The organism is Streptomyces sp. NBC_00873, assembly GCF_045207415.1.
Classification (GTDB): Bacteria; Actinomycetota; Actinomycetes; order Streptomycetales; family Streptomycetaceae; genus Streptomyces.
This window is the reverse complement of sequence record NZ_CP108803.1, coordinates 5,828,476-5,847,296: the sequence shown is the minus strand read 5'-3', so window position 1 is coordinate 5,847,296 and position 18,821 is coordinate 5,828,476. Positions and strand designations below refer to the sequence as shown.

Genomic DNA, 18,821 nt, shown 5'->3' with positions numbered 1-18,821 from the left:
GTCACATCATGTCTTCGATGTCGGCGGCGATGGGGTCGGCGTCGGTGCCGATGACGACCTGGATCGCGGTGCCCATCTTGACGACGCCGTGGGCCCCGGCGGCCTTGAGCGCGGCTTCGTCGACCTTGCTCGGGTCGATGACCTCGGTGCGGAGGCGGGTGATACAGCCTTCGATTTCTTCGATGTTGTCGATCCCGCCGAGCCCGGCGACGATTTTCTCAGCCTTGCTGGCCATGTGGTTCTCCCTGGTTCTTCACGTCCGGTGCCGGCCCGCCATGGGTCCGTTTCGCCACGGTAACTCACGGTTGGCCCAACTTCGCGAGCGGTCAACCTGATCATCACCAATGATGACGATCACCGGTGCTCTGCCCTCCGGGCGGGTTACGCACCGCACCGCAACTGGTCTGCACCACTTTGCGACGACCGTCAGCCGTGGCCTGTTCCGGGAGGATGCCGATGAGCTCGAGCAGCACCGCAGTGCCCCGGAAAATGTGGTGGCACGGCTTCTTCCAGGGCCTCCAGAAGATGGGACGCAGTCTCCAGCTCCCGATCGCGGTGCTGCCGGCGGCCGGCATTCTCAACCGGCTCGGTCAGCCGGACGTGTTCGGCGACGAGGGTCTCGGCTGGACCGACGTCGCGAAGGTCTTCGCCGCTGCCGGTGGCGCGCTCCTCGACTCCGGTCTCGGACTGCCGTTGTTGTTCTGCGTCGGGGTCGCGATCGGCATGGCGAAGAAGTCGGACGGTTCGACGGCGCTCGCGGCGGTGACCGGCTTCCTCGTCTACTACGCGGTGCTGCACGCCTTCCCGGTGGACTGCGCACCGGGTTCCACCTTCACCGCGGGCGGCACCTGGTTCGGCACCTGTGTCACCGGCAACGCGAAGGTGACGACCGCCCAGTACCAGAACCCCGGGGTTTTCGGTGGCATCGTGATGGGGCTGATGTCGGCGTGGTTCTGGCAGCGGTACCACCGGGTCAAGCTGGTCGACTGGCTGGGCTTCTTCAACGGCCGCCGTCTCGTGCCGATCATCATGGCGTTCGTCGGTCTGGCCTTTGCCGCCCTGTGCGCCTGGCTGTGGGCGCCGATCGGTGACGGTCTGACCAGTTTCTCCAAGTGGCTGGTGGACCTGAACTGGCTGGGCTCCGGCATCTTCGGCATCGCCAACCGCGCGTTGCTGGTAGTCGGCCTGCACCAGTTCCTGAACACGTTCGTCTGGTTCCAGTTCGGCGACTTCACCAAACCGGACGGGACGGTCGTGCACGGTGACATCAATCGGTTCCTGGCGGGTGATCCGACGGCCGGGCAGTTCACCACGGGCTTCTTCCCGATCATGATGTTCGCGCTCCCGGCTGCGGCGCTGGCGATCTACCACTGCGCCAAGCCGCATCGCCGGAAGGCGGTCGGCGGCATGATGCTCTCGGTCGGTCTGACGTCGTTCGTGACGGGCATCACCGAGCCGATCGAGTACTCGTTCCTCTTCGTCGCCCCGCTTCTGTATGTGATCCACGCCGTGCTCACCGGCGTCTCGATGGCGGTGAGCTGGGGGCTCGGGGTGAAGGACGGCTTCAGTTTCTCGGCGGGTCTGATCGACTACGTCATCAACTGGAGTCTGGCCACGAAGCCCTGGATGATCATTCCGATCGGCTTCTGCTTCGCAGTGGTGTATTACGTGATCTTCCGGTTCGCAATCACCAGGTTCAACCTCCAGACCCCCGGGCGCGAGCCCGACGAACTGGAGGCACAGATCGAGAAAGACCTCGTCAAGTAGGTCTTCGGCCGCCGACGACGGAGCTCCCGCCTTCCGGGCGGAAGGTGGGGGCTCCGTCGTGCGTACCCGAGGCCCTGGTGCCGGTCGCGGCCCTAGATCTCGTAGACCGCACCCGGAACCGCCAGCTCCGCCGGTCCGCGGTAGATCGTGCGGGCGTCGGCCAGGTTGCGGTCCGCGTCCGTCCACGGCGGGATGTGAGTGAGGACGAGTCGTCCCACCTTCGCGCGTGCGGCGATTTCGCCTGCTTCGCGGCCGTTGAGGTGGAGGTCCGGGATGTCTTCCTTGCCGTAGACGAACGATGCTTCGCAGAGGAACAGATCGGCGCCCTCCGCGAGTTCGTCCAGCGCCTCGCAGCTGCCGGTGTCGCCGGAGTACGTGAGGGTGCGGCCGCCGTGCTCGATGCGGATACCGAAGGCGTCGACGGGGTGACAGACCTTCTCCGTACGGACCGAGAAGGGGCCGATGTCGAACGAGCCGGGCTTCAGCGTGTGGAAGTCGAAAACCTCGCCCATGGACCGGTCGGACGGGGTGTCGGCGTGGGCGGTGGTCAGTCGCTGTTCGGTGCCGTCGGGGCCGTAGACCGGGATGGACGCGGGGCGTCCGCCGTCGTGCCGGTAGTAGCGGACGACGAAGTACGCGCACATGTCAATGCAGTGATCGACATGGAGATGGCTGAGGAAGATGGCGTCGAGGTCATAGAGACCGACGTGGCGCTGCAGCTCACCGAGGGCGCCGTTGCCCATGTCGAGGAGCAGCCTGAAGCCGTCGGCCTCTACGAGGTAGCTCGAACATGCCGAACCCGTGGACGGGAACGAGCCGGAGCAGCCGACGACGGTGAGCTTCATGGAGCGTGAACCTCCGAGACGTGGGAACGGGGAGGGTTCGTGCGATTTGTTGAGCGTAAGGCGCGAAACATCTGGTCGCTCCTCTAGGGCCTGCCGTTGTGGGCGAACTCACCTGCTCTGTCACCGGTTCGATGGAAGCGGGCGCGGAGGGCGGGCGCGGAAAGCGGGCCGGCGGGGGCGCCGGTACCGTCGGGGCATGGACATGTCCTGGTGGCCGGCTCTGGCCGTGGTCGTACTGCTCGCTCTCATTGCCGCGATTGCCGACGGGCGGGGGCGGCTCGGGCGGGGGCGTCAGCGCCCTGGTGGGCGTTCTGCCCGGCAGACGCGTCCGCCGGGCAGGCGGGAAGGGCCGCGGGGCCGGCCGGAGCCGGCGCCGCGGCCGGGTGAGATCTGGTGGGCGGAGGTTCCGTACGAGGACGGGCCCGGGGCGAAGGACCGGCCCTGTCTGGTGCTGTCGGTGCGGGGAGGTGCGGCGCTCGTCGCGAAGATCACCAGCAAGCATCACGAGGAGCGGCCCGGGGTGATCGCGCTGCCGCCGGGTTCGGTGGGGGATGCGCAGTGGCGCGCGAGTTTCCTGGAGACGGACGAGCTGCGGGATGTGGCGGTGCGGGGGTTCCGGCGGCGGGTGGGGACGGTGGACCCGGCGGTGTGGGAGCGGGTGCGCGGGATCGGCTGACGGTCGAGAAAAGTCCTCGGCCGCCGGACGGGCTGGAATTCCAGCGGGTCCGGCGGCCGAGGGCGGGACGGCGTACGGCGACTTGGTGTTACGCCCAGAGCTGGCCGTGCAGCGTTTCGATGGCCGCTTCCGTCGTGGGGGCCGTGTAGACGCCCGTCGACAGGTATTTCCAGCCGCCGTCGGCGACGACGAAGACGATGTCGGCCGGCTCTCCCGCCTTGACCGCCTTGTTGCCTACGCCGATCGCCGCGTGGAGTGCGGCGCCGGTGGAGACGCCTGCGAAGATGCCCTCTTGCTGGAGGAGTTCGCGGGTGCGGGTGACGGCGTCGGCGGAGCCGACGGAGAAGCGGGTGGTGAGGACCGAGGCGTCGTAGAGCTCGGGGACGAAGCCCTCGTCGAGGTTGCGGAGCCCGTAGACGAGGTCGTCGTAGCGCGGCTCGGCGGCGACGATCTGGATGTCGGGCTTCTGCTCGCGCAGGTATCGGCCGACACCCATGAGCGTGCCGGTGGTGCCGAGGCCCGCCACGAAGTGGGTGATGGAGGGCAGGTCGGCGAAGATCTCGGGACCGGTGGTGGCGTAGTGGGCGCCCGCGTTGTCCGGGTTGCCGTACTGGTAGAGCATCACCCAGTCCGGGTGCTCGGCGGCCAGTTCCTTGGCGACGCGGACGGCTGTGTTGGAGCCGCCGGCCGCCGGGGAGGAGATGATCTCGGCGCCCCACATGGCGAGCAGGTCGCGCCGTTCCTGCGAGGTGTTCTCCGGCATGACGCAGACGATGCGGTAGCCCTTGAGCTTGGCTGCCATGGCGAGCGAGATGCCGGTGTTGCCGCTGGTGGGCTCCAGGATGGTGCAGCCGGGGGTCAACCGGCCGTCCTTCTCGGCCTGTTCGACCATGTGGAGCGCGGGGCGGTCCTTGATCGAGCCGGTGGGGTTGCGGTCCTCCAGCTTGGCCCAGATGCGGACGTCGTCCGAGGGTGACAGCCGCGGCAGGCGGACGAGCGGGGTGTTGCCCACCGCGGCGAGCGGGCTGTCGTACCGCATCAGTTCATGCCGCCGGCGACGGCCGGGAGGATGGTGACGCTGTCGCCGTCGCTGAGTTTGGTGGAGATTCCGTCGAGGAAGCGGACGTCCTCGTCGTTGAGGTAGACGTTCACGAAGCGACGGAGCTGGTCGCCGTCGACGATTCGCTCACGGATGCCGTTGTGGCGGCTGTCGAGGTCCGTGAAGAGGTCGGCGAGGGTTTCTCCGTTGCCCTCGACGGCCTTGGCGCCGTCGGTGTAGGTGCGGAGGATGGTCGGGATGCGAACCTCGATGGCCATGGCGTGGCTCCTGTCGAAAGCGGAGGGGTGGCGTGGGGGCGCGCGGCTCTGCCCCCGCGCAGGGGTGGTGTGTCTGGACGGCGCTCGGGGCCGCGGCCCGGCTCAGGCCTTGCGGCCGGCGGGCAGGCGGCTCGTACAGATCGCGCTGGAGAGCCTGCACAGGTCGACGTGCAGGCGCGCGACGAGCAGCATGCCCGGCGTCTTGTCGCTCACGTCATGGGGAACCATGGGTTCATCGTATCGATTCCCGGTCCGGACTCCGGCATGTGATCTCACCTGATGGATGGCGAGCGTTCGCCTGGTGGACGGTCGGGGGCGGGGCGGGGAGCCGCGGCAGGCCGGGGACGGGGATTCGCCCCGGCCCGCTGGAGGTCAGGCGGGTTCGTACGCCTCGACGACCTTGACGTCCTCCTCGGTGATCACGCCGTCCACGATGCGGTACGAGCGGAACTGGAAGGGGCCCGCGTCGTCGGTGTCGGCGGTGGAGACGAGCACATAGTGGGCGCCGGGCTCATTGGCGTACGTGATGTCGGTGCGCGAGGGGTACGCCTCGGTCGCCGTGTGCGAGTGGTAGACGATCACCGGCTCCTCGTCGCGGTTGTCCATCTCGCGGTAGAGCTTCAGCAGGTCCGCGGAGTCGAACTCGTAGAACGTGGGCGAGCGGGCGGCGTTGAGCATGGGGATGAAGCGTTCGGCGCGGCCGGTTCCGGCCGCGCCCGCGACCACGCCGCACGCCTCGTCGGGGTGGTCCGCGCGGGAGTGCGCGACGATCTGGTCGTACAGCTCCTTGGTGATGGTCAGCATGGCGCCAGGATAAGACCGACCGGCAATTGGGGGTCCAAGCAGCGGGCCCCCGCGCACCGAGGAGTGGTACGCGGGGGCCCGTATGCCGGACGGCCGGGTCGGGTCAGCGTTTGGCGAAGGCCGTGTTCTCGGGGTTACGGGCCTTGAGGACCAGGTACGAGACGCCGAGGACGAGGGCCCAGAGCGGGGCGCAGTACAGCGAGATCCTGGCGTCCTTGTCGATGCCCATCATCACGATCACCATGGCGATGAAGGCGAGGGCGAAGACGCTGGTGTACGGGGCGCCGGGGGCCCGGAAGGTGGACTGCGGGAGCACTCCGCGGTCGGCCAGGCGGCGGTAGCGGATCTGGCAGACGAGGATCATGATCCAGGCCCACATGCCGGAGATGGTGGCGAAGGAGACGACGTAGGTGAAGGCGTCTCCGGGCCACTGGTAGTTGATCCAGACGCCGACGAGCATGAGGGCGGCGGAGAAGGTGGTGCCGACGAGCGGGGTGCCGCTCTTGGTCAGCCGGGTGAAGAACGTCGGGCCCTGTCCGTTGAGCGCGAGGTCGCGCAGCATGCGGCCGGTGGAGTACATGCCGGAGTTGCAGGAGGAGAGGGCCGCGGTCAGGACGACGAAGTTGACGATGCCTGCGCCGATGCCCAGCCCCATCTTCTGGAAGGCGGCGACGAACGGCGAGATGCCGGGCTGGAATTCCGTCCATGGGACGACGGCGAGGATCATGATGAGGGCGCCGACGTAGAAGACGGCGATGCGCCACGGCACGGTGTTGATGGCCTTGGGCAGGACGGTCTTCGGGTCCTTGGACTCACCTGCGGTGACGCCGACGAGTTCGACGGCGAGGAAGGCGAACATCACGATCTGCAGGGTCATCAAGGTGCCCTTGATGCCGTGCGGGAAGAAGCCGCCGTCGGCCCACAGGTGGGTGACGGACGCGGTGTCGCCGGCGTCGGAGAAGCCGAGGGTGAGAATTCCGGCACAGATGAGGATCATGCCGACGATGGCGGTGACCTTGACCATCGAGAACCAGAATTCGAGTTCTCCGAAGAGCTTCACGGAGATCAGGTTCACGCCGTACAGGATGATCGTGAAGATCAGTGCGGACACCCATGGGGGAATGTCGAACCAGAACGTCATGTACTGGGCTGCCGCGGTGACTTCGGTGATTCCGGTGACGACCCAGAACAGCCAGTAGGTCCAGCCGGTGACAAAGCCTGCGAAGGGGCCGACGAATTCGCGGGCGTACTCCGAGAATGAGCCCGAGACCGGGCGGTACATGAGGAGTTCACCCAGGGCCCGCATGATGAAGAAGATCACCAGGCCTGCGATGGCATAGGCCAGGATGAGACTGGGTCCCGCCTTGGCGATGGCTTTGCCCGCGCCGAGGAAGAGGCCGGTTCCGATGGCCCCACCGATCGCGATCATCTGGATCTGGCGGGCGCCGAGGGTGCGCTGATAGCCCTCGCCCGAGGTGGTGGCATCTGCGGCTTCCGCGGCCTGCTGCGAGCCGCCTTGTCCCTTGTCGACCTGCGCCGATGTCATGTGTTGCGCCTTTCTCCACGCCGATCCGCGCCTGACGGCTGCGGATCAGGTCCTGATCCCCCCGGATATGAATGGAGTGCGACCGGCGGTCCGCCGGTGGTAAGCGCCCCCGGGAACAGGGATGGCGTCCCCGGGTGGTCGTGAAGATTTATCACGGAGCCACCGGTGGTCCACCGGACATTGTGTGGTGCACACCACAGGAAAAAGCGGACAAGGGTTTCCAGCCGCCACAAAAAAGGCCATTCAGGTGACGGGATCGTTATTCGGATTTGAGAGTCCGTTGAGAGAACGCTCCGGCCCGGCCCCAAAGGGAGGTAAAACCCGATCAAGGAAAGGCGGGTGAGTCGCGGCATCCGGTGCGGTGCATCGCCACGGGGCGACCCCTGGGCGTCGGAGCATGCTTACAGCGGAGCCGTGCGGGCGTTTCGGCAACGCAGCGAGTGAGAGGCTGTCGGGCTACGATCCGCCGGACAGCCCCTACGGCATCAGGGTCTCGACGAGCGTCTCCTGGAGCGCGCCCAGCCAGAGGTAGGCCATGACCATCGGCTTGCGCGGGTCGCTGTCGGGCAGCCGGTAGAGCGAGCCCTCACCGCCCTCGTCCTCGTCGGAGACCTCCAGGCGGGCACCGATGGTGAGGCGGAGGTCGTTGAGGGCGCCGAGCCAGTTGCGGCACTCGTCGGCGCTGAGTGTGAGGACGGCGCCTCCCTCGCCGGACTGGAGTGCATCGAGGGTGCGTACGACGGTGAGCGCGTCGTCGCGCTTGCGGGTGCGCAGGTCGTTCTCGGTGAAGCGGCGGAACTCGGCGGACGCGGCGCGCAGTTCGCTGTCCTCGTCGCCGTACGCCTCCGGGAAGAGGCGGGCCAGGGCCGGGTCGGTCGGCGGCTCGGTGGGCCCTTCGGCGAACAGGGCGGCGAGCGGGTCCTCGCCGTCGGCCGGTTCGTCGCCGGGTCCGATCAGTTCCAGCAGCTGGACGGCGAGGGAGCGCAGGATCGCGATCTCCACCTCGTCGAGCGCGACAGCCGCGCCGCCGCGGGGGGTGGCCTCGAAGTGGCCGGCCATGGGTTTTCTCCGATGGATGGGTCGGGCGGGGCAGAGGTGGAGCTAGTTGCGGTCCTGGGTCAGGGTGGCCCAGAGCCCGTAACCGTGCATGGCCTGGACGTCGCGCTCCATCTCCTCGCGGCTGCCGCTGGAGACGACTGCGCGGCCCTTCTGGTGGACGTCGAGCATCAGCTTGTGGGCCTTGTCCTTGGAGTAGCCGAAATAGGCCTGGAAGACATAGGTCACGTAGCTCATGAGGTTGACCGGGTCATTGTGGACCAGCGTCACCCAGGGCACGTCGGGCTCAGGGACGACGAGGTTCTCCTCGGCCGATTCGGGACGCTCGATCTCTACAGGGGCGACACTCACCTACCCCATGCTGCCACCCGGGAGGGGGCATCGCACAAACGGGCTTAGATCTCGTCACTCTGACGAAATAGGGGTAGCATCCGAGCCATGAATTCTGCGGACCTTGGGCGACGGGTCGGTGTGCCGTCGACAGCGCTCTTCACCGACCAGTACGAGCTCACGATGGTGCAGGCGGCACTGAAGGCGGGCACCGCCGACCGGCGCTCGGTCTTCGAGGCGTTCACCCGCCGACTGCCCGAGGGGCGGCGCTACGGCGTCGTCGCGGGCATCGGACGCGTCCTGGACGCGGTGGAGAACTTCCGCTTCGACGACGAGATGCTCACCTTCCTGCGCGACCGGAACATCGTCGACGGGCCGACGCTCGCCTGGCTGGCGGACTACCGCTTCAGCGGCGACATCTGGGGCTACCCGGAGGGCGAGGTGTACTTCCCGGGCTCGCCGATCCTGCGGGTCGAGGGCTCCTTCGCCGAATGCGTGCTGCTGGAGACGGTGATCCTGTCGATCCTCAACCACGACTCGGCGGTCGCCGCGGCGGCGTCCCGGATGTCGGCGGCGGCGGGCGGTCGCAGGCTGATCGAGATGGGTGCACGACGCACCCATGAACTGTCCGCGGTGGCGTCGGCGCGAGCCGCGTACATCGGCGGCTTCGACGCGACATCCGATCTGGCGGCCGGGTTCCGCTACAACATCCCGACGATCGGGACGAGCGCGCACGCGTTCACGCTGCTGCACGACAGCGAGCGCGACGCGTTCCGGGCGCAGGTCGACTCGCTGGGCCGGAAGACGACGCTGTTGGTCGACACGTACGACGTCGCCGAGGCGGTCCGTACGGCGGTCGAGTTCGCCGGGACCGAGCTGGGGGCCGTCCGGATCGACTCCGGGGACCTGCTGCTCCTCGCGCACCGGGTGCGGCAGCAGCTCGACGAGCTGGGCGCCACCGGGGCGAAGATCGTGGTGACGTCGGACCTGGACGAGTACGCGATCGCGTCGCTGGCCGTGGCACCGGTCGACGCGTACGGCGTGGGCACGCAGCTGGTCACCGGCAGCGGGCAGCCGACCTGCTCCATGGTCTACAAGCTGGTCGCCCGGGCGAGCTCCGCCGATCCCGCGGAACCGCTGCGGCCGGTTGCGAAGAAGTCGCTGGGAGCGAAGTCCTCGATGGGCGGTCGCAAGTGGGCCGCGCGGCGGCTGGACGAGAACGGAGTGGCCGAGGCCGAGGTGGTCGGCACCGGTCCGGTGCCCGACGGGCTGGCCGACCGACAGCTGCTGGTCGAGCTGGTCAGGGGTGGTGAGGTGATCGCGCGCGAGTCGCTGGACACGGCGCGGGAGCGGCATATAGCGGCGCGGCGGGGGCTGCCGATGTCAGCGATCCAGCTGTCCAAGGGGGAGCCGGTGATTCTGACGGAGTTCGTGTGAACGTACCGCGGCAGGGAAGGCGACGGTCGCTGCTAGCAGCCATACGCCCCTCCCGCAACGCGGTCTTTGTCTCTAGGCTCGTTTTACAGCCCCGAACTTCACCGTTCCGTTCTCCTCCCCCGCTTCTCTCCCCCATCGAAGGACACCCGCCATGCACCGCGCGTTGATCGTCGTGGACGTTCAGAACGACTTCTGCGAGGGCGGCAGCCTCGCGGTGACGGGGGGCGCGGATGTCGCCGCCGCCATCACCGACCTGATCGGTGAGGCCCAGGCCGGATACCGCCATGTGGTCGCCACCCGTGACCACCATGTCGACCCGGGCAGCCACTTCTCCGCACAGCCCGACTTCGAGCACTCCTGGCCTGCGCACTGTGTCGCCGGCACGGAGGGGGTGGGCTTCCACCCCAATTTCGCCCCGGCGGTCGCTTCCGGCGCAATCGATGCGGTGTTCGACAAGGGGGCGTACGCAGCGGCGTACAGCGGCTTCGAGGGGGTCGACGAGAACGGGGTGGGGCTCGCGCAGTGGCTGCGGGACCGGAGGGTCACCGAGGTCGACGTCGTCGGCATCGCCACGGATCACTGCGTGCGGGCGACGGCGCTGGATGCGGTCCGGGAAGGGTTCGCGACGCATGTGCTGCTGGACCTGACCGCGGGGGTCGCCGCCGCGAGCACGGGGCGGGCGCTGGAGGAGCTCCGGAAGGCCGGGGTGGAGCTCTCCGGCAAGCCGGTGGTGTAGGGCGGCGGGGGGGGTTGCCGGGGTCGTCCGGCGGCCGCGTTGTCCTCAATCGCCGGACGGGCTTGTCTTTGCCGGCGTGACGCTCGATGTGCGGGCCGGTTTGCCGCCCGGGTCTTGTTCTCGAGCGCCGGGCGGGCTCGACGTGGCCGGGCAGGACGCAGGCGCCCTCAGGACTGGTGGGCCGGTACCGGTGGGTGCAGGAGTGCCCGGATGGGGTGCCAGAGTTCCTGGGCGTTCTCCGGTCTCGCTCGCCAGAGCAGGCCGTCCGGGTGGTGCAGCACCGCCGTGATCTCGTCGGGCGTGGGCGGTTCCGCGTTGCCGCGGAGGTAGACCGCCCGGAGGCCCACATTGCGCAGGCGGGTCAGTGCGCGGGCCCGGTTCGCCGCGTGCACCAGGACCCGGACCGGGGTTCCCGGGTCTGTCCCGTCCGCCGGACCGTTCAGGGTGATCGCGACCACCACACTGCCGTTCGGCAACTTGCTGAATCCTCCGCCTGCCATGCTCCGCGCTCCCCCGTGAGACATCGCGTCAATAAGAATCCGAACAAGAGGCACCTAAACACGATCGGCCGCCGCCCGCTAGAGGGCGACGGCCGATCACGCTTTGACCTGCGGTGATGCGGAATTACTTGTGCGAGGCGCCCACCTTGACCGTGATCGTCGAGCCGCTGAGCGGCTCGCTGACGATCGTGATCCGGGTGTTGGTGTCAGCGACCTGCACGCTTCCGGTCTCGTTCTCCGCGTACCAGTAGGTGCCCTTGTGGTCGTCGAAGACCGGGACGCCCGGCTGGGACTTGATCTTGGTCGCCACATCGGCCTTGTGCAGCGTGAAGCTGTCGGTCGGCCGCCAGCTGAACGGTGCGTCGAAGGGCTGGATCTTGTTGCGGATGACGGTGCCGTCGGCCCACTTCAGCGGCTTGGCGTGCGCGTCGATCGGCAGGATCAGGCCCCGGCCCGGGTGGGTGGAGACGTTGTTGTCCTTCTGGGACTGGTCCCAGAGCCAGATCAGCAGACCGTTCTGGTACGGGTAGTGCTCGACCCAGTCCGGACGGGTGTTGAGGAAGCCGAAGTTGTACGGGCCGACCTTGAGGGTCCGGTCGTAGCTGACGTACTGACGGTTCTCCGCGATGTAGTACTGCGGGTAGTCCTTGGTGAACGACGCACCGACCCGGGAGAAGCCCTTGGCGGTCCAGCCGTTGTCGTCGCCCTCGGCGTTGTCCGAGAAGAGCACGGCACCGTCGGCGTTGACCGCGATGGTGTCGGCCGCGAAGCCCTTGCCGCCCGCGCCGCCGTCGGTGGTGTAACGGAAGCGGATGTCGATCTTCTTGCCCGCGTAGGCGTCCAGCGAGTACGACAGCTTCTGGTACTTGCCGGAGACCGCGGTCAGCGCCGGCTTGTCACTGGCGTCGCGCGGGATGGCCTTGCCGTCGGCCGTGCCGTCGATCGCGGTCCAGCTGGCGCCGCCGTTCGTAGACACCTCGGTGTAGAGGTAGTCGTAGTCCTTCTCGATGTCCCACCAGCCCGAAAGGTCCAGGGACGCCTTGGACTTGCCGGTCAGGTCGACCGAGCGGGACAGGGTGTTGTTGAGGTTGTCACCCATGTCGCTCCACCACTGCTTGGCGCCCTCCGCGGGCGTCGTGACAGGGGTGGTGACGGGCTTGTCCGGCAGCGAGACGACGAGCGCCTGCTTGTCCTTGGTGTTGTACTCCGAGACACCCAGCTTGTGGACCGAGTTCGTCGCGGCCTTGGCCGAGGCGTAGTTGAGCCAGCCCAGCTGCAGCTTGTCCCAGGCGGTCATGTCGCCGGGCATGTCACCGATGGCGTTCTTGCCGGTGCCGAGCCAGGAGCCGGCCGACATCAGGGACCAGAAACCGACCGAGTTCTCGGCGCGGTTGGTGGTGTCGTAGAGGTCCGGCAGACCGAGGTCGTGACCGTACTCGTGGGCGAAGACGCCCAGGCCGCCGTTCTCGGGCTGCGCGGTGTAGTCGCCGACCCAGATGCCGGTGTCACCGATCTGGGTGCCGCCGGCCTTGTTGCCGGCCGGGCCGGTCGCACCGACGTTGGTGCCGTACGCGTACCAGCGGTGCGCCCAGATGGCGTTCGGGCCCTCGACGCCGCCGCCCGCGGACTCGTCCTCACCCGCGTGCACGACCTGGAAGTGGTCGATGTAGCCGTCGGGCTCGTTGAAGTTGCCGTCGTTGTCGTAGTCGTAACGGTCCCACTGGTCGTACTGCGCCAGGTCCGCCTTGATCTGCTCCGGCGTACGGCCCTTGGCCTTCTGGTCGGCGGCCCAGGTGTTCACGCCGTCCCTGACCATGTCCCAGGCGTTGGCGCAGTTGGACGAACCGCAGTAGTTGGAACCGTAACGGGCCTCGTTGTACGGGACCTTGACCCAGTCGGAGACATTGCCGTCGACCGAGTAGCGTCCGGAGGACGTCTTCTCGTAGTACGTCTTCAGCGAGTTCGTGCCGGCGCCCTCACCGAAGTAGAGGTCCTGGAAGTGGGCCTGGTTGTAGTCGGCCTGCCAGGCGGTGCTGTTGTCCTTCGCCGGGTCCGGCTTGGCTATCTTGTTGTGCAGCGGTCCGGGCGTGCCGCCGTACTTCTTGACGGGCGGCTTCGGCCCGTCGCCGTCCGGGTCGAACATGGTCGTGCCGTCGACCTTGTCGCCGAACTCCACCAGGATCGTGAAGATCTTGTCCGTCTTCTCGCGGCCGAGCTCGACGTACTTCTTGTCGTCGAGCTTGACGACGTTGGAGCCGTCGCGGTTCGACACCTTCTTGTCGCCGGATACGACCTGCTCCAGGGCGGCCTGACGCTGTGCGTCCTGCTGCTCGCTGAAGGGGCCCTTCAGGTTGTGCGCGTTGCCCTCGGCCGACCCCGGATCGCGGCGGTCGATGCTGGATGCGCCGGCATCTGATGCCTTGTCATCGGCCTGTGCGGTGGCGAAGGTCGACGCCGTGGCAGCGGTGGCGGCCATGGCCACGACAACCGCCGCGGCGCGGAGCGTCCGTCTCTTAGTGGTCACTTGATGCAGTCCTCCCCGGCGCCCGCGGCTGCGGCCTGGGTGTGATGAAGAGGCCGCGCGCGGATACGCGTCACAAGTGACGCCATTCGACCGGAGTTACGAGAGAAAAGACAGATCTTGACTTGAACAGACCAAGTGCATTATGTGGGAGTGCAGCTCCGTTATGCGGACGTTCACCGAACGGGCGACCGGCGCGCCAGTGCCCCCCCTTGACGCACTGGATGACTCAGTGCGCCCCCCGTGCACCGGCACCGTGGGTTAGGTCACGCTTACTACCGGTTCCTCCAGGGCATCCACCGTCGTAGAGTCGCTTGACAGTGCGACCGCGTTGAGAGACTGCCCCTTCCGATGCCCCGAGGACGGATACCGCCATGCCGCGCCCCACTGCTGCACAGCTCTCCTACGGATCGGTCACCGTCGTCTTCTCGACGCTCGCCATGCTCCTGCTGTCCCGCACGAGTTCGGGCATCGGCATCGCCGTCATCGGCACGGCGGCGCTGGCGCTCGGTCTGCTGGTGGCCGTCACCGTACCCCTGCCGCTGCGGATGAAAACAAGGAATGCGGCGAAGACAGCGAAGACGGCGACCGTGGTTCGTACGAACCACGGCGCCGTCTCCACCATCGGCGCAGCCGAGGACATCGAGCTCGACGACGTCCAGCCGGCCAGGATCCCGGCCGTCCGCGCCGCCGAGCGCGTGGGCGAGCACTCCCTGCGCCACTGACCCGGCAACCGGCGGCGTGCCGCTCGGGCGGACGGTCTGCGTGCGTCGGCTATGCCGTCGAGACCACCACCGTCTTGGCCGCCTTGTCCTGCAGCCCCTGCCGGTACGGCTTGTCCGTGAACATCAGCACGATGTTGATCAGCCACCACAGGCACGGGCAGCACAGCAGCGCCGGCAGCCACAGCACCACGGCCCGCAGGAACGCGGCACTGGTGTCCGGCACCCGGCCGTCATTGAGCATCGCGACCCGCAGCTTCAGCAGCCGCTTGCCGATGGTGCGGCCGTCCTTGTGCGTGAAGTACGTGTCGTACGCCACGTAGGCCACGAGCCCGATCAGCGACCAGAGCAGCTGATGGCCGCTGTAGGTCTGGTTGAAGGCGTTACTGATGTTGCCGTTGTTGCCGTTGTTGGTGTTCGACGGCATCTCGACCAGGCCGCCGAACGGCAGCGAGATCAGATACAGCGGGATCGAGATGATCAGGAAGTCGATCAGCCGGGCCAGGATCCGCTTGCCGGGCTCGCCGAGCGGCGGCATGCCTGCCAGCGGGTCCGTGCCGCCGTACGGGCCACCGCCGTAGGCACCGGGCTCGTACGGCGGCGGAGGAGGCGGCGGAGCGCTGTCGTAGGGCGAACCCGACGACGGCGGCTGCGGCTCCTGCGGCTTCTTGAGGAACGGGTCGTCCTCGGGAGGCTGGCCGGACGTCGGCTGATCGTTGCTCATGGGGGCAGTGCATCCCGGCCCACGGGTGCCCGCAACGGCTCAGGTGCGTTCGGGGGAACAGGGCACCGAGCAGCCGCCCTCACCCGATGAGCCGTCAGCCGCACGGGTCGCCCGCGCGGCGTCGTCGTGCTCGTCGTCAGCCTCTCAGCCCGCCACGAAGGTGTGTGCCGCCTTGTCGTGCCAGCACTGCCGCCACGGGCGGTCGAACAGGCACCACAGGACATTGACCACGCCGATGACCAGCAGACCGAGCACGCCGTAGACCAGCCAGCGGCGGAGCGCGGCACCGAAGGAGGGCGCGCCGTGGGACTCGATGTCCCGTACCTCCAGACCGCAGAGCTTCTTGCCGAGCGTACGGCCCCACTTCGCGGTCGGCAGGGCCTCCAACAGCACGCCGAGCACCAGGAACGCACCGAGCACCGCGCCGAACAGCCCTGCGGTGGTGGAGTCCAGCAGCCAGACGGTGACCGTCCGGCCGGACAGCTTCGCCGCGTCGATCTTGTCGCCGATGTGGTCCATCGCCTGCGAGACGAGCGGGAACCCGATCGCGCCGACGAGCGCGCCCAGCACGACCGTGTCGACGAACCGGGCGGCGAACCGCTTGCCGAGGCCGGCGGGGCGGGCGGCCGCCTGCGCCTGTGCGAGCTGCTGGAAGTGGTCGGCGACCGGGGGCTTCCAGGGCACGACAGGACCGTCCGGCTGAGCCGCCTGCGCACCGACACGCTGCTGGGGCGGCACGGCCTGCTGGGACTGCTCGGGCCCGAATTGCTGCTGTTGCGAGGGCTGGGGCTGCGGGTGGGCGGCCTGCTGGGGCGCGGCGAGCCGGTGGGCCTGCTGCGCCCAGGAGGCGGCGCCGCCGCCGGGGCCCGGGGTGAGCGGATTGACCGGGGCGGGCGCGGGCCGCGCCGGGGCCGGTGCGGCGGCCTGAGCGGGCACGGCGGCCTGAGCAGGTGCCGCCGCGGAGGGCTGCGGGGCGCTGGTGCCGGAGGGAACCGCGCGGATCGTCATCGTCCCGTCGGCCGGTTCCTGTTCCGCGTTGCGGGGACGGGGCGACCGGCCCCCCTGTCCCACGGGGCGGATCGTGACCGTACCGTCGGCAGGCGGACGCCCCGCCTCACCGCTGCCGCCTCCGGGCTCGGCAGGGCGGTCGGCCCGGATCGAGACCGTTCGCTCGGGGACCTGGCTGTTGCCGCCCCGCATGCCCGCCGGCGCACCGCCCGTGGGGTCCTGCGGCGCGGGCAGGCGCGGGTCCGCGGGGGCCCGGTCGGCGGGGGCCTCGCCTCCCGGTGCCCGGTCCGCCGTGACCTGGCCCGCTGCTCCGGCCCCGCCCGGCTGCCCCGTACCGTCTGTGCCGCCCCAGGACACCCGCCGGTCGCGTTCCCCGCCGAAGCCGGTCTGCCGGGAGGCGTCGGCCTGCCAGGCGGACGAGGGTTCGGGCCGGTTGCTGTCGTTCGGCTCCTCGTCGAGGAAGACCGGACCGGTTTCGTCCACCGGCGCGTAGGTCGGACCGGACGCCTGAGCGGGCATCGGTGCCGAAGGCTGCGGCTGCGGTTCGGGCGTTGCCCCCTCGGAGGGCGTCGCGGCCATCGGTTCGCCCTGCTGGGGCGCAGGACGGCTCGTACCGGGAACCCACGAAGTGCCGTTCCAGTACCGGATATATCCGGGAATGGACGGGTCGGGGTAATACCCCTCGCGGGGCCTGTCGTCACCGGGTGCCGGGGTTGGGGCGCTCATCACCGTGGTCCCGTATCTCTTCGAAGCCTCAAGTCAACGGACCACATCTATCAGACAGCCGCGCACCCCCGGGCCGGTCCCGGCGTTTGGGGCACTTTCCGGTCAGGGTGAAGTTCTTTCCGTAAGTCGCGTCATAGATGGCGGGGAGGGCGCTCTCTCCACGTGCGGGCCGGTCAGGGGACCGGCCCACAGGCACCGAAAGGACGCACTCATGCACACCGTTGTGGAACGCGAGCTGGAACTCAAGCTGGTCCTGTCGCCGGAGTGGACCATCCCCGTCCCGTCCCGGCTGACGTACCGCACGGAGGATCCGTACGCCGTGCACATCACCTTTCACATCGGCTCCGGCTTCCCCGTGCACTGGACGTTCGCCCGCGATCTGCTGGTCGAGGGTGTGTTCCGGCCCTGCGGGCAGGGGGACGTGGGGATCTGGCCGGCCAGGATCGAGCGGCGCAACGTCCTCTGCGTGGCGCTGAGCTCGCCCGAAGGAGATGCGCTGCTGGAGGTGCCGTCCGAGGCCGTGGTCGCGTGGGTGGAGCAGACGCTGCGGCTGGTGCCGCCCGGCACCGAGACCGAGCGGCTCGGCATCGACGCCGCTCTCGCCGATCTGCTCGCGCCGTTGCCGGCCGACGACCTGTGGCTGAGCGACCCGTGGCCGTCGGACGAGTCGACGGACGGCGAGGTCTGATGCGCGGTCCGTCGGCGGTGTCAGAAGACCTTGCCGGGGTTGAGCAGCCCCAGCGGGTCGAACGCCGCCTTGATGCCCCGGTGCATCTCGACGCTCACCTCGCCGAGTTCGCGGGCCAGCCATTCCTTCTTCAGGACGCCGACGCCGTGTTCGCCGGTGATGGTGCCGCCGAGTTCGAGGCCCAGCGCCATGATCTCGTCGAAGGATTCGCGGGCCCGGCGCGACTCGTCGGCGTCGGTGTGGTCGAAGCAGACGACGGGGTGGGTGTTGCCGTCGCCCGCGTGGGCGCAGACGCCGATGGTGAGGTCGTACTTCTGTGCGATGGCCGCCGTCCCCTCGATCATGGCGCCGAGCCTGGAGCGCGGTACGCACACGTCGTCGATCATCGTGGCCGACTTGACGGTCTCCAGGGCGGTCAGCGACATCCGTCGGGCCTGGAGGAGGAGTTCGGATTCGGCGGCGTCGGCCGCGGGGACCACTTCGGTGGCACCGGCGGAGGCGCAGAGTTCGGCGACGGCGGCGAGGTCGGCGGTGGGGTCCGGGGTGTCGAAGGCGGCGAGGAGCAGCGCTTCGGTGGAGTCGGGGAGACCCATGTGGGCCATCGTGTTGACGGCTTGGACCGTTGTACGGTCCATCAGTTCGAGGAGTGACGGAGTGTGGCCGCGCTCCATGATCCGGCAGACGGCGTCGCAGGCGGCTGTCGCGGACGGGAATTCGGCGGCGAGGACGAGCTGCTGCGGCGGCTGCGGCTTCAGGGCGAGCACGGCGCGGACGACGATGCCGAGGCTGCCCTCGGAGCCGACGAAGAGCCGGGTGAGGTCGTATCCGGCGACGCCCTTCGCGGTCCGGCGGCCGGTCGTCAGGAGGCGCCCGTCGGCGAGGACGACCTCGAGGCCGAGTACGTACTCGGCGGTGACGCCGTACTTCACGCAGCACAGCCCGCCGGACGCGGTGCCGATGTTGCCGCCGATGGTGCACATTTCCCAGCTGGACGGGTCCGGCGGGTAGTACAGGCCGTGTTCGTTGACCGCGCGGGACAGTACGGCGTTGATGACGCCCGGTTCGACGACGGCGATCCGGTCGACCGGGTTGATCTCCAGGATCCGGTCCATCTTCACCAGGGACAGCACGATGCAGCCGTCGGAGGCGTTGGCCGCGCCCGACAGGCCGGTACGGGCACCCTGCGGGACGACCGGCACACGCAGCGCGGTCGCCGTGCGCATGACGTGCTGGACCTGCTCGACCGTGCGCGGCAGCACCACGACGGCCGGAGCGCCCGCGTCGCAGAAGCTCGCCATGTCGTGGGTGTACGAGGCCGTGACGTCCGGATCGGTGATCAGGACCTCGGCAGGAAGGCCCGCGCGCAGTCGTTCGAGAAGATTGTCCATGATCCAAGCGTGACACCCGGGGCCAATGGT

General features: G+C 68.7%; 20 protein-coding genes. 6 read left to right on the top strand and 14 right to left on the bottom strand.

Features of this window, described 5'->3' with window-relative positions; all coding sequences use genetic code 11:
• Position 1: 1 nt before the first annotated feature.
• A complete protein-coding gene (locus OH809_RS27055) occupies positions 2–235 on the bottom strand; it encodes a glucose PTS transporter subunit EIIB (protein ID WP_037692518.1) in 234 nt (77 codons plus the stop codon).
• 221 nt (positions 236–456) lie between these two features.
• Between OH809_RS27055 and OH809_RS27050 the strand changes: the two genes are divergently transcribed.
• Positions 457–1,767, top strand: a complete 1,311-nt coding sequence (locus OH809_RS27050; protein ID WP_406419870.1) for a PTS transporter subunit EIIC — start codon at positions 457–459, stop codon at positions 1,765–1,767.
• Between the two features lie 92 nt (positions 1,768–1,859).
• Here OH809_RS27050 and OH809_RS27045 read toward each other — a convergent pair whose 3' ends face one another.
• Positions 1,860–2,612: an MBL fold metallo-hydrolase gene (locus OH809_RS27045; RefSeq protein ID WP_406419871.1), complete on the bottom strand. Its 753-nt coding sequence runs from the start codon at positions 2,610–2,612 to the stop codon at positions 1,860–1,862.
• 196 nt (positions 2,613–2,808) lie between these two features.
• Between OH809_RS27045 and OH809_RS27040 the strand changes: the two genes are divergently transcribed.
• A complete protein-coding gene (locus tag OH809_RS27040) occupies positions 2,809–3,288 on the top strand; it encodes a type II toxin-antitoxin system PemK/MazF family toxin (RefSeq protein WP_406419873.1) in 480 nt (159 codons plus the stop codon).
• A gap of 88 nt (positions 3,289–3,376) precedes the next feature.
• On the opposite strand, the gene OH809_RS27035 is transcribed toward OH809_RS27040, so the two are convergent.
• The 7 genes from OH809_RS27035 to clpS all read right to left on the bottom strand — a co-directional run bounded on the left by OH809_RS27035 (position 3,377) and on the right by clpS (position 8,362).
• Positions 3,377–4,327, bottom strand: coding sequence for a PLP-dependent cysteine synthase family protein (locus OH809_RS27035; RefSeq protein WP_406419874.1), 951 nt, complete (start codon positions 4,325–4,327; stop codon positions 3,377–3,379).
• Entirely contained in the window at positions 4,327–4,605 is a 279-nt protein-coding gene (locus OH809_RS27030) for a MoaD/ThiS family protein (RefSeq protein WP_037692508.1), read from the bottom strand. Before OH809_RS27030 ends, OH809_RS27035 begins: the two co-directional genes overlap by 1 nt.
• 102 nt (positions 4,606–4,707) lie before the next feature.
• Positions 4,708–4,833, bottom strand: a complete 126-nt coding sequence (locus OH809_RS27025) for a putative leader peptide (protein ID WP_268250412.1) — start codon at positions 4,831–4,833, stop codon at positions 4,708–4,710.
• A gap of 144 nt (positions 4,834–4,977) precedes the next feature.
• A complete protein-coding gene (locus tag OH809_RS27020) occupies positions 4,978–5,409 on the bottom strand; it encodes a Mov34/MPN/PAD-1 family protein (protein ID WP_406515737.1) in 432 nt (143 codons plus the stop codon).
• Between the two features lie 103 nt (positions 5,410–5,512).
• Complete coding sequence (locus OH809_RS27015) at positions 5,513–6,955, bottom strand: amino acid permease (protein ID WP_406515736.1); 1,443 nt, start codon at positions 6,953–6,955, stop codon at positions 5,513–5,515.
• 477 nt (positions 6,956–7,432) lie between these two features.
• Positions 7,433–8,014: a DUF2017 domain-containing protein gene (locus OH809_RS27010; RefSeq protein WP_406515735.1), complete on the bottom strand. Its 582-nt coding sequence runs from the start codon at positions 8,012–8,014 to the stop codon at positions 7,433–7,435.
• 42 nt (positions 8,015–8,056) lie between these two features.
• A complete protein-coding gene (clpS, locus tag OH809_RS27005; RefSeq protein ID WP_018555894.1) occupies positions 8,057–8,362 on the bottom strand; it encodes an ATP-dependent Clp protease adapter ClpS in 306 nt (101 codons plus the stop codon).
• Between the two features lie 87 nt (positions 8,363–8,449).
• Between clpS and OH809_RS27000 the strand changes: the two genes are divergently transcribed.
• Together OH809_RS27000 and OH809_RS26995 are read left to right on the top strand one after the other, a co-directional pair.
• On the top strand, positions 8,450–9,778 hold the full coding sequence (locus OH809_RS27000; protein ID WP_406515734.1) for a nicotinate phosphoribosyltransferase: 1,329 nt from the start codon (positions 8,450–8,452) through the stop codon (positions 9,776–9,778).
• Positions 9,779–9,929: 151 nt separating this feature from the next.
• On the top strand, positions 9,930–10,514 hold the full coding sequence (locus tag OH809_RS26995; protein WP_406515733.1) for an isochorismatase family protein: 585 nt from the start codon (positions 9,930–9,932) through the stop codon (positions 10,512–10,514).
• Positions 10,515–10,681: 167 nt separating this feature from the next.
• On the opposite strand, the gene OH809_RS26990 is transcribed toward OH809_RS26995, so the two are convergent.
• Positions 10,682–11,014 (bottom strand): hypothetical protein, encoded by a 333-nt coding sequence (locus tag OH809_RS26990; protein ID WP_406419886.1) that lies wholly within the window; start codon positions 11,012–11,014, stop codon positions 10,682–10,684.
• A 124-nt stretch (positions 11,015–11,138) separates the two neighbouring features.
• Positions 11,139–13,538 carry an immune inhibitor A domain-containing protein gene (locus OH809_RS26985; RefSeq protein WP_406515732.1) on the bottom strand — a complete coding sequence of 800 codons (2,400 nt, stop codon included), beginning with the start codon at positions 13,536–13,538 and terminating at the stop codon, positions 11,139–11,141.
• 371 nt (positions 13,539–13,909) lie between these two features.
• Here OH809_RS26985 and OH809_RS26980 point away from each other — a divergent pair, with 371 nt between their 5' ends.
• Complete coding sequence (locus OH809_RS26980) at positions 13,910–14,260, top strand: hypothetical protein (protein ID WP_406515731.1); 351 nt, start codon at positions 13,910–13,912, stop codon at positions 14,258–14,260.
• A 49-nt stretch (positions 14,261–14,309) separates the two neighbouring features.
• Here the strand turns inward: OH809_RS26980 and OH809_RS26975 are convergent, their stop codons facing one another.
• A complete protein-coding gene (locus OH809_RS26975) occupies positions 14,310–14,981 on the bottom strand; it encodes an RDD family protein (protein WP_406419891.1) in 672 nt (223 codons plus the stop codon).
• 144 nt (positions 14,982–15,125) lie between these two features.
• Positions 15,126–16,715 (bottom strand): RDD family protein, encoded by a 1,590-nt coding sequence (locus OH809_RS26970; RefSeq protein ID WP_406515730.1) that lies wholly within the window; start codon positions 16,713–16,715, stop codon positions 15,126–15,128.
• A gap of 211 nt (positions 16,716–16,926) precedes the next feature.
• Here OH809_RS26970 and OH809_RS26965 point away from each other — a divergent pair, with 211 nt between their 5' ends.
• Positions 16,927–17,403 (top strand): SsgA family sporulation/cell division regulator, encoded by a 477-nt coding sequence (locus OH809_RS26965; protein ID WP_406419894.1) that lies wholly within the window; start codon positions 16,927–16,929, stop codon positions 17,401–17,403.
• A 20-nt stretch (positions 17,404–17,423) separates the two neighbouring features.
• Here OH809_RS26965 and OH809_RS26960 read toward each other — a convergent pair whose 3' ends face one another.
• Positions 17,424–18,791, bottom strand: a complete 1,368-nt coding sequence (locus OH809_RS26960; protein ID WP_406515729.1) for an FAD-binding oxidoreductase — start codon at positions 18,789–18,791, stop codon at positions 17,424–17,426.
• Positions 18,792–18,821: the final 30 nt, after the last annotated feature.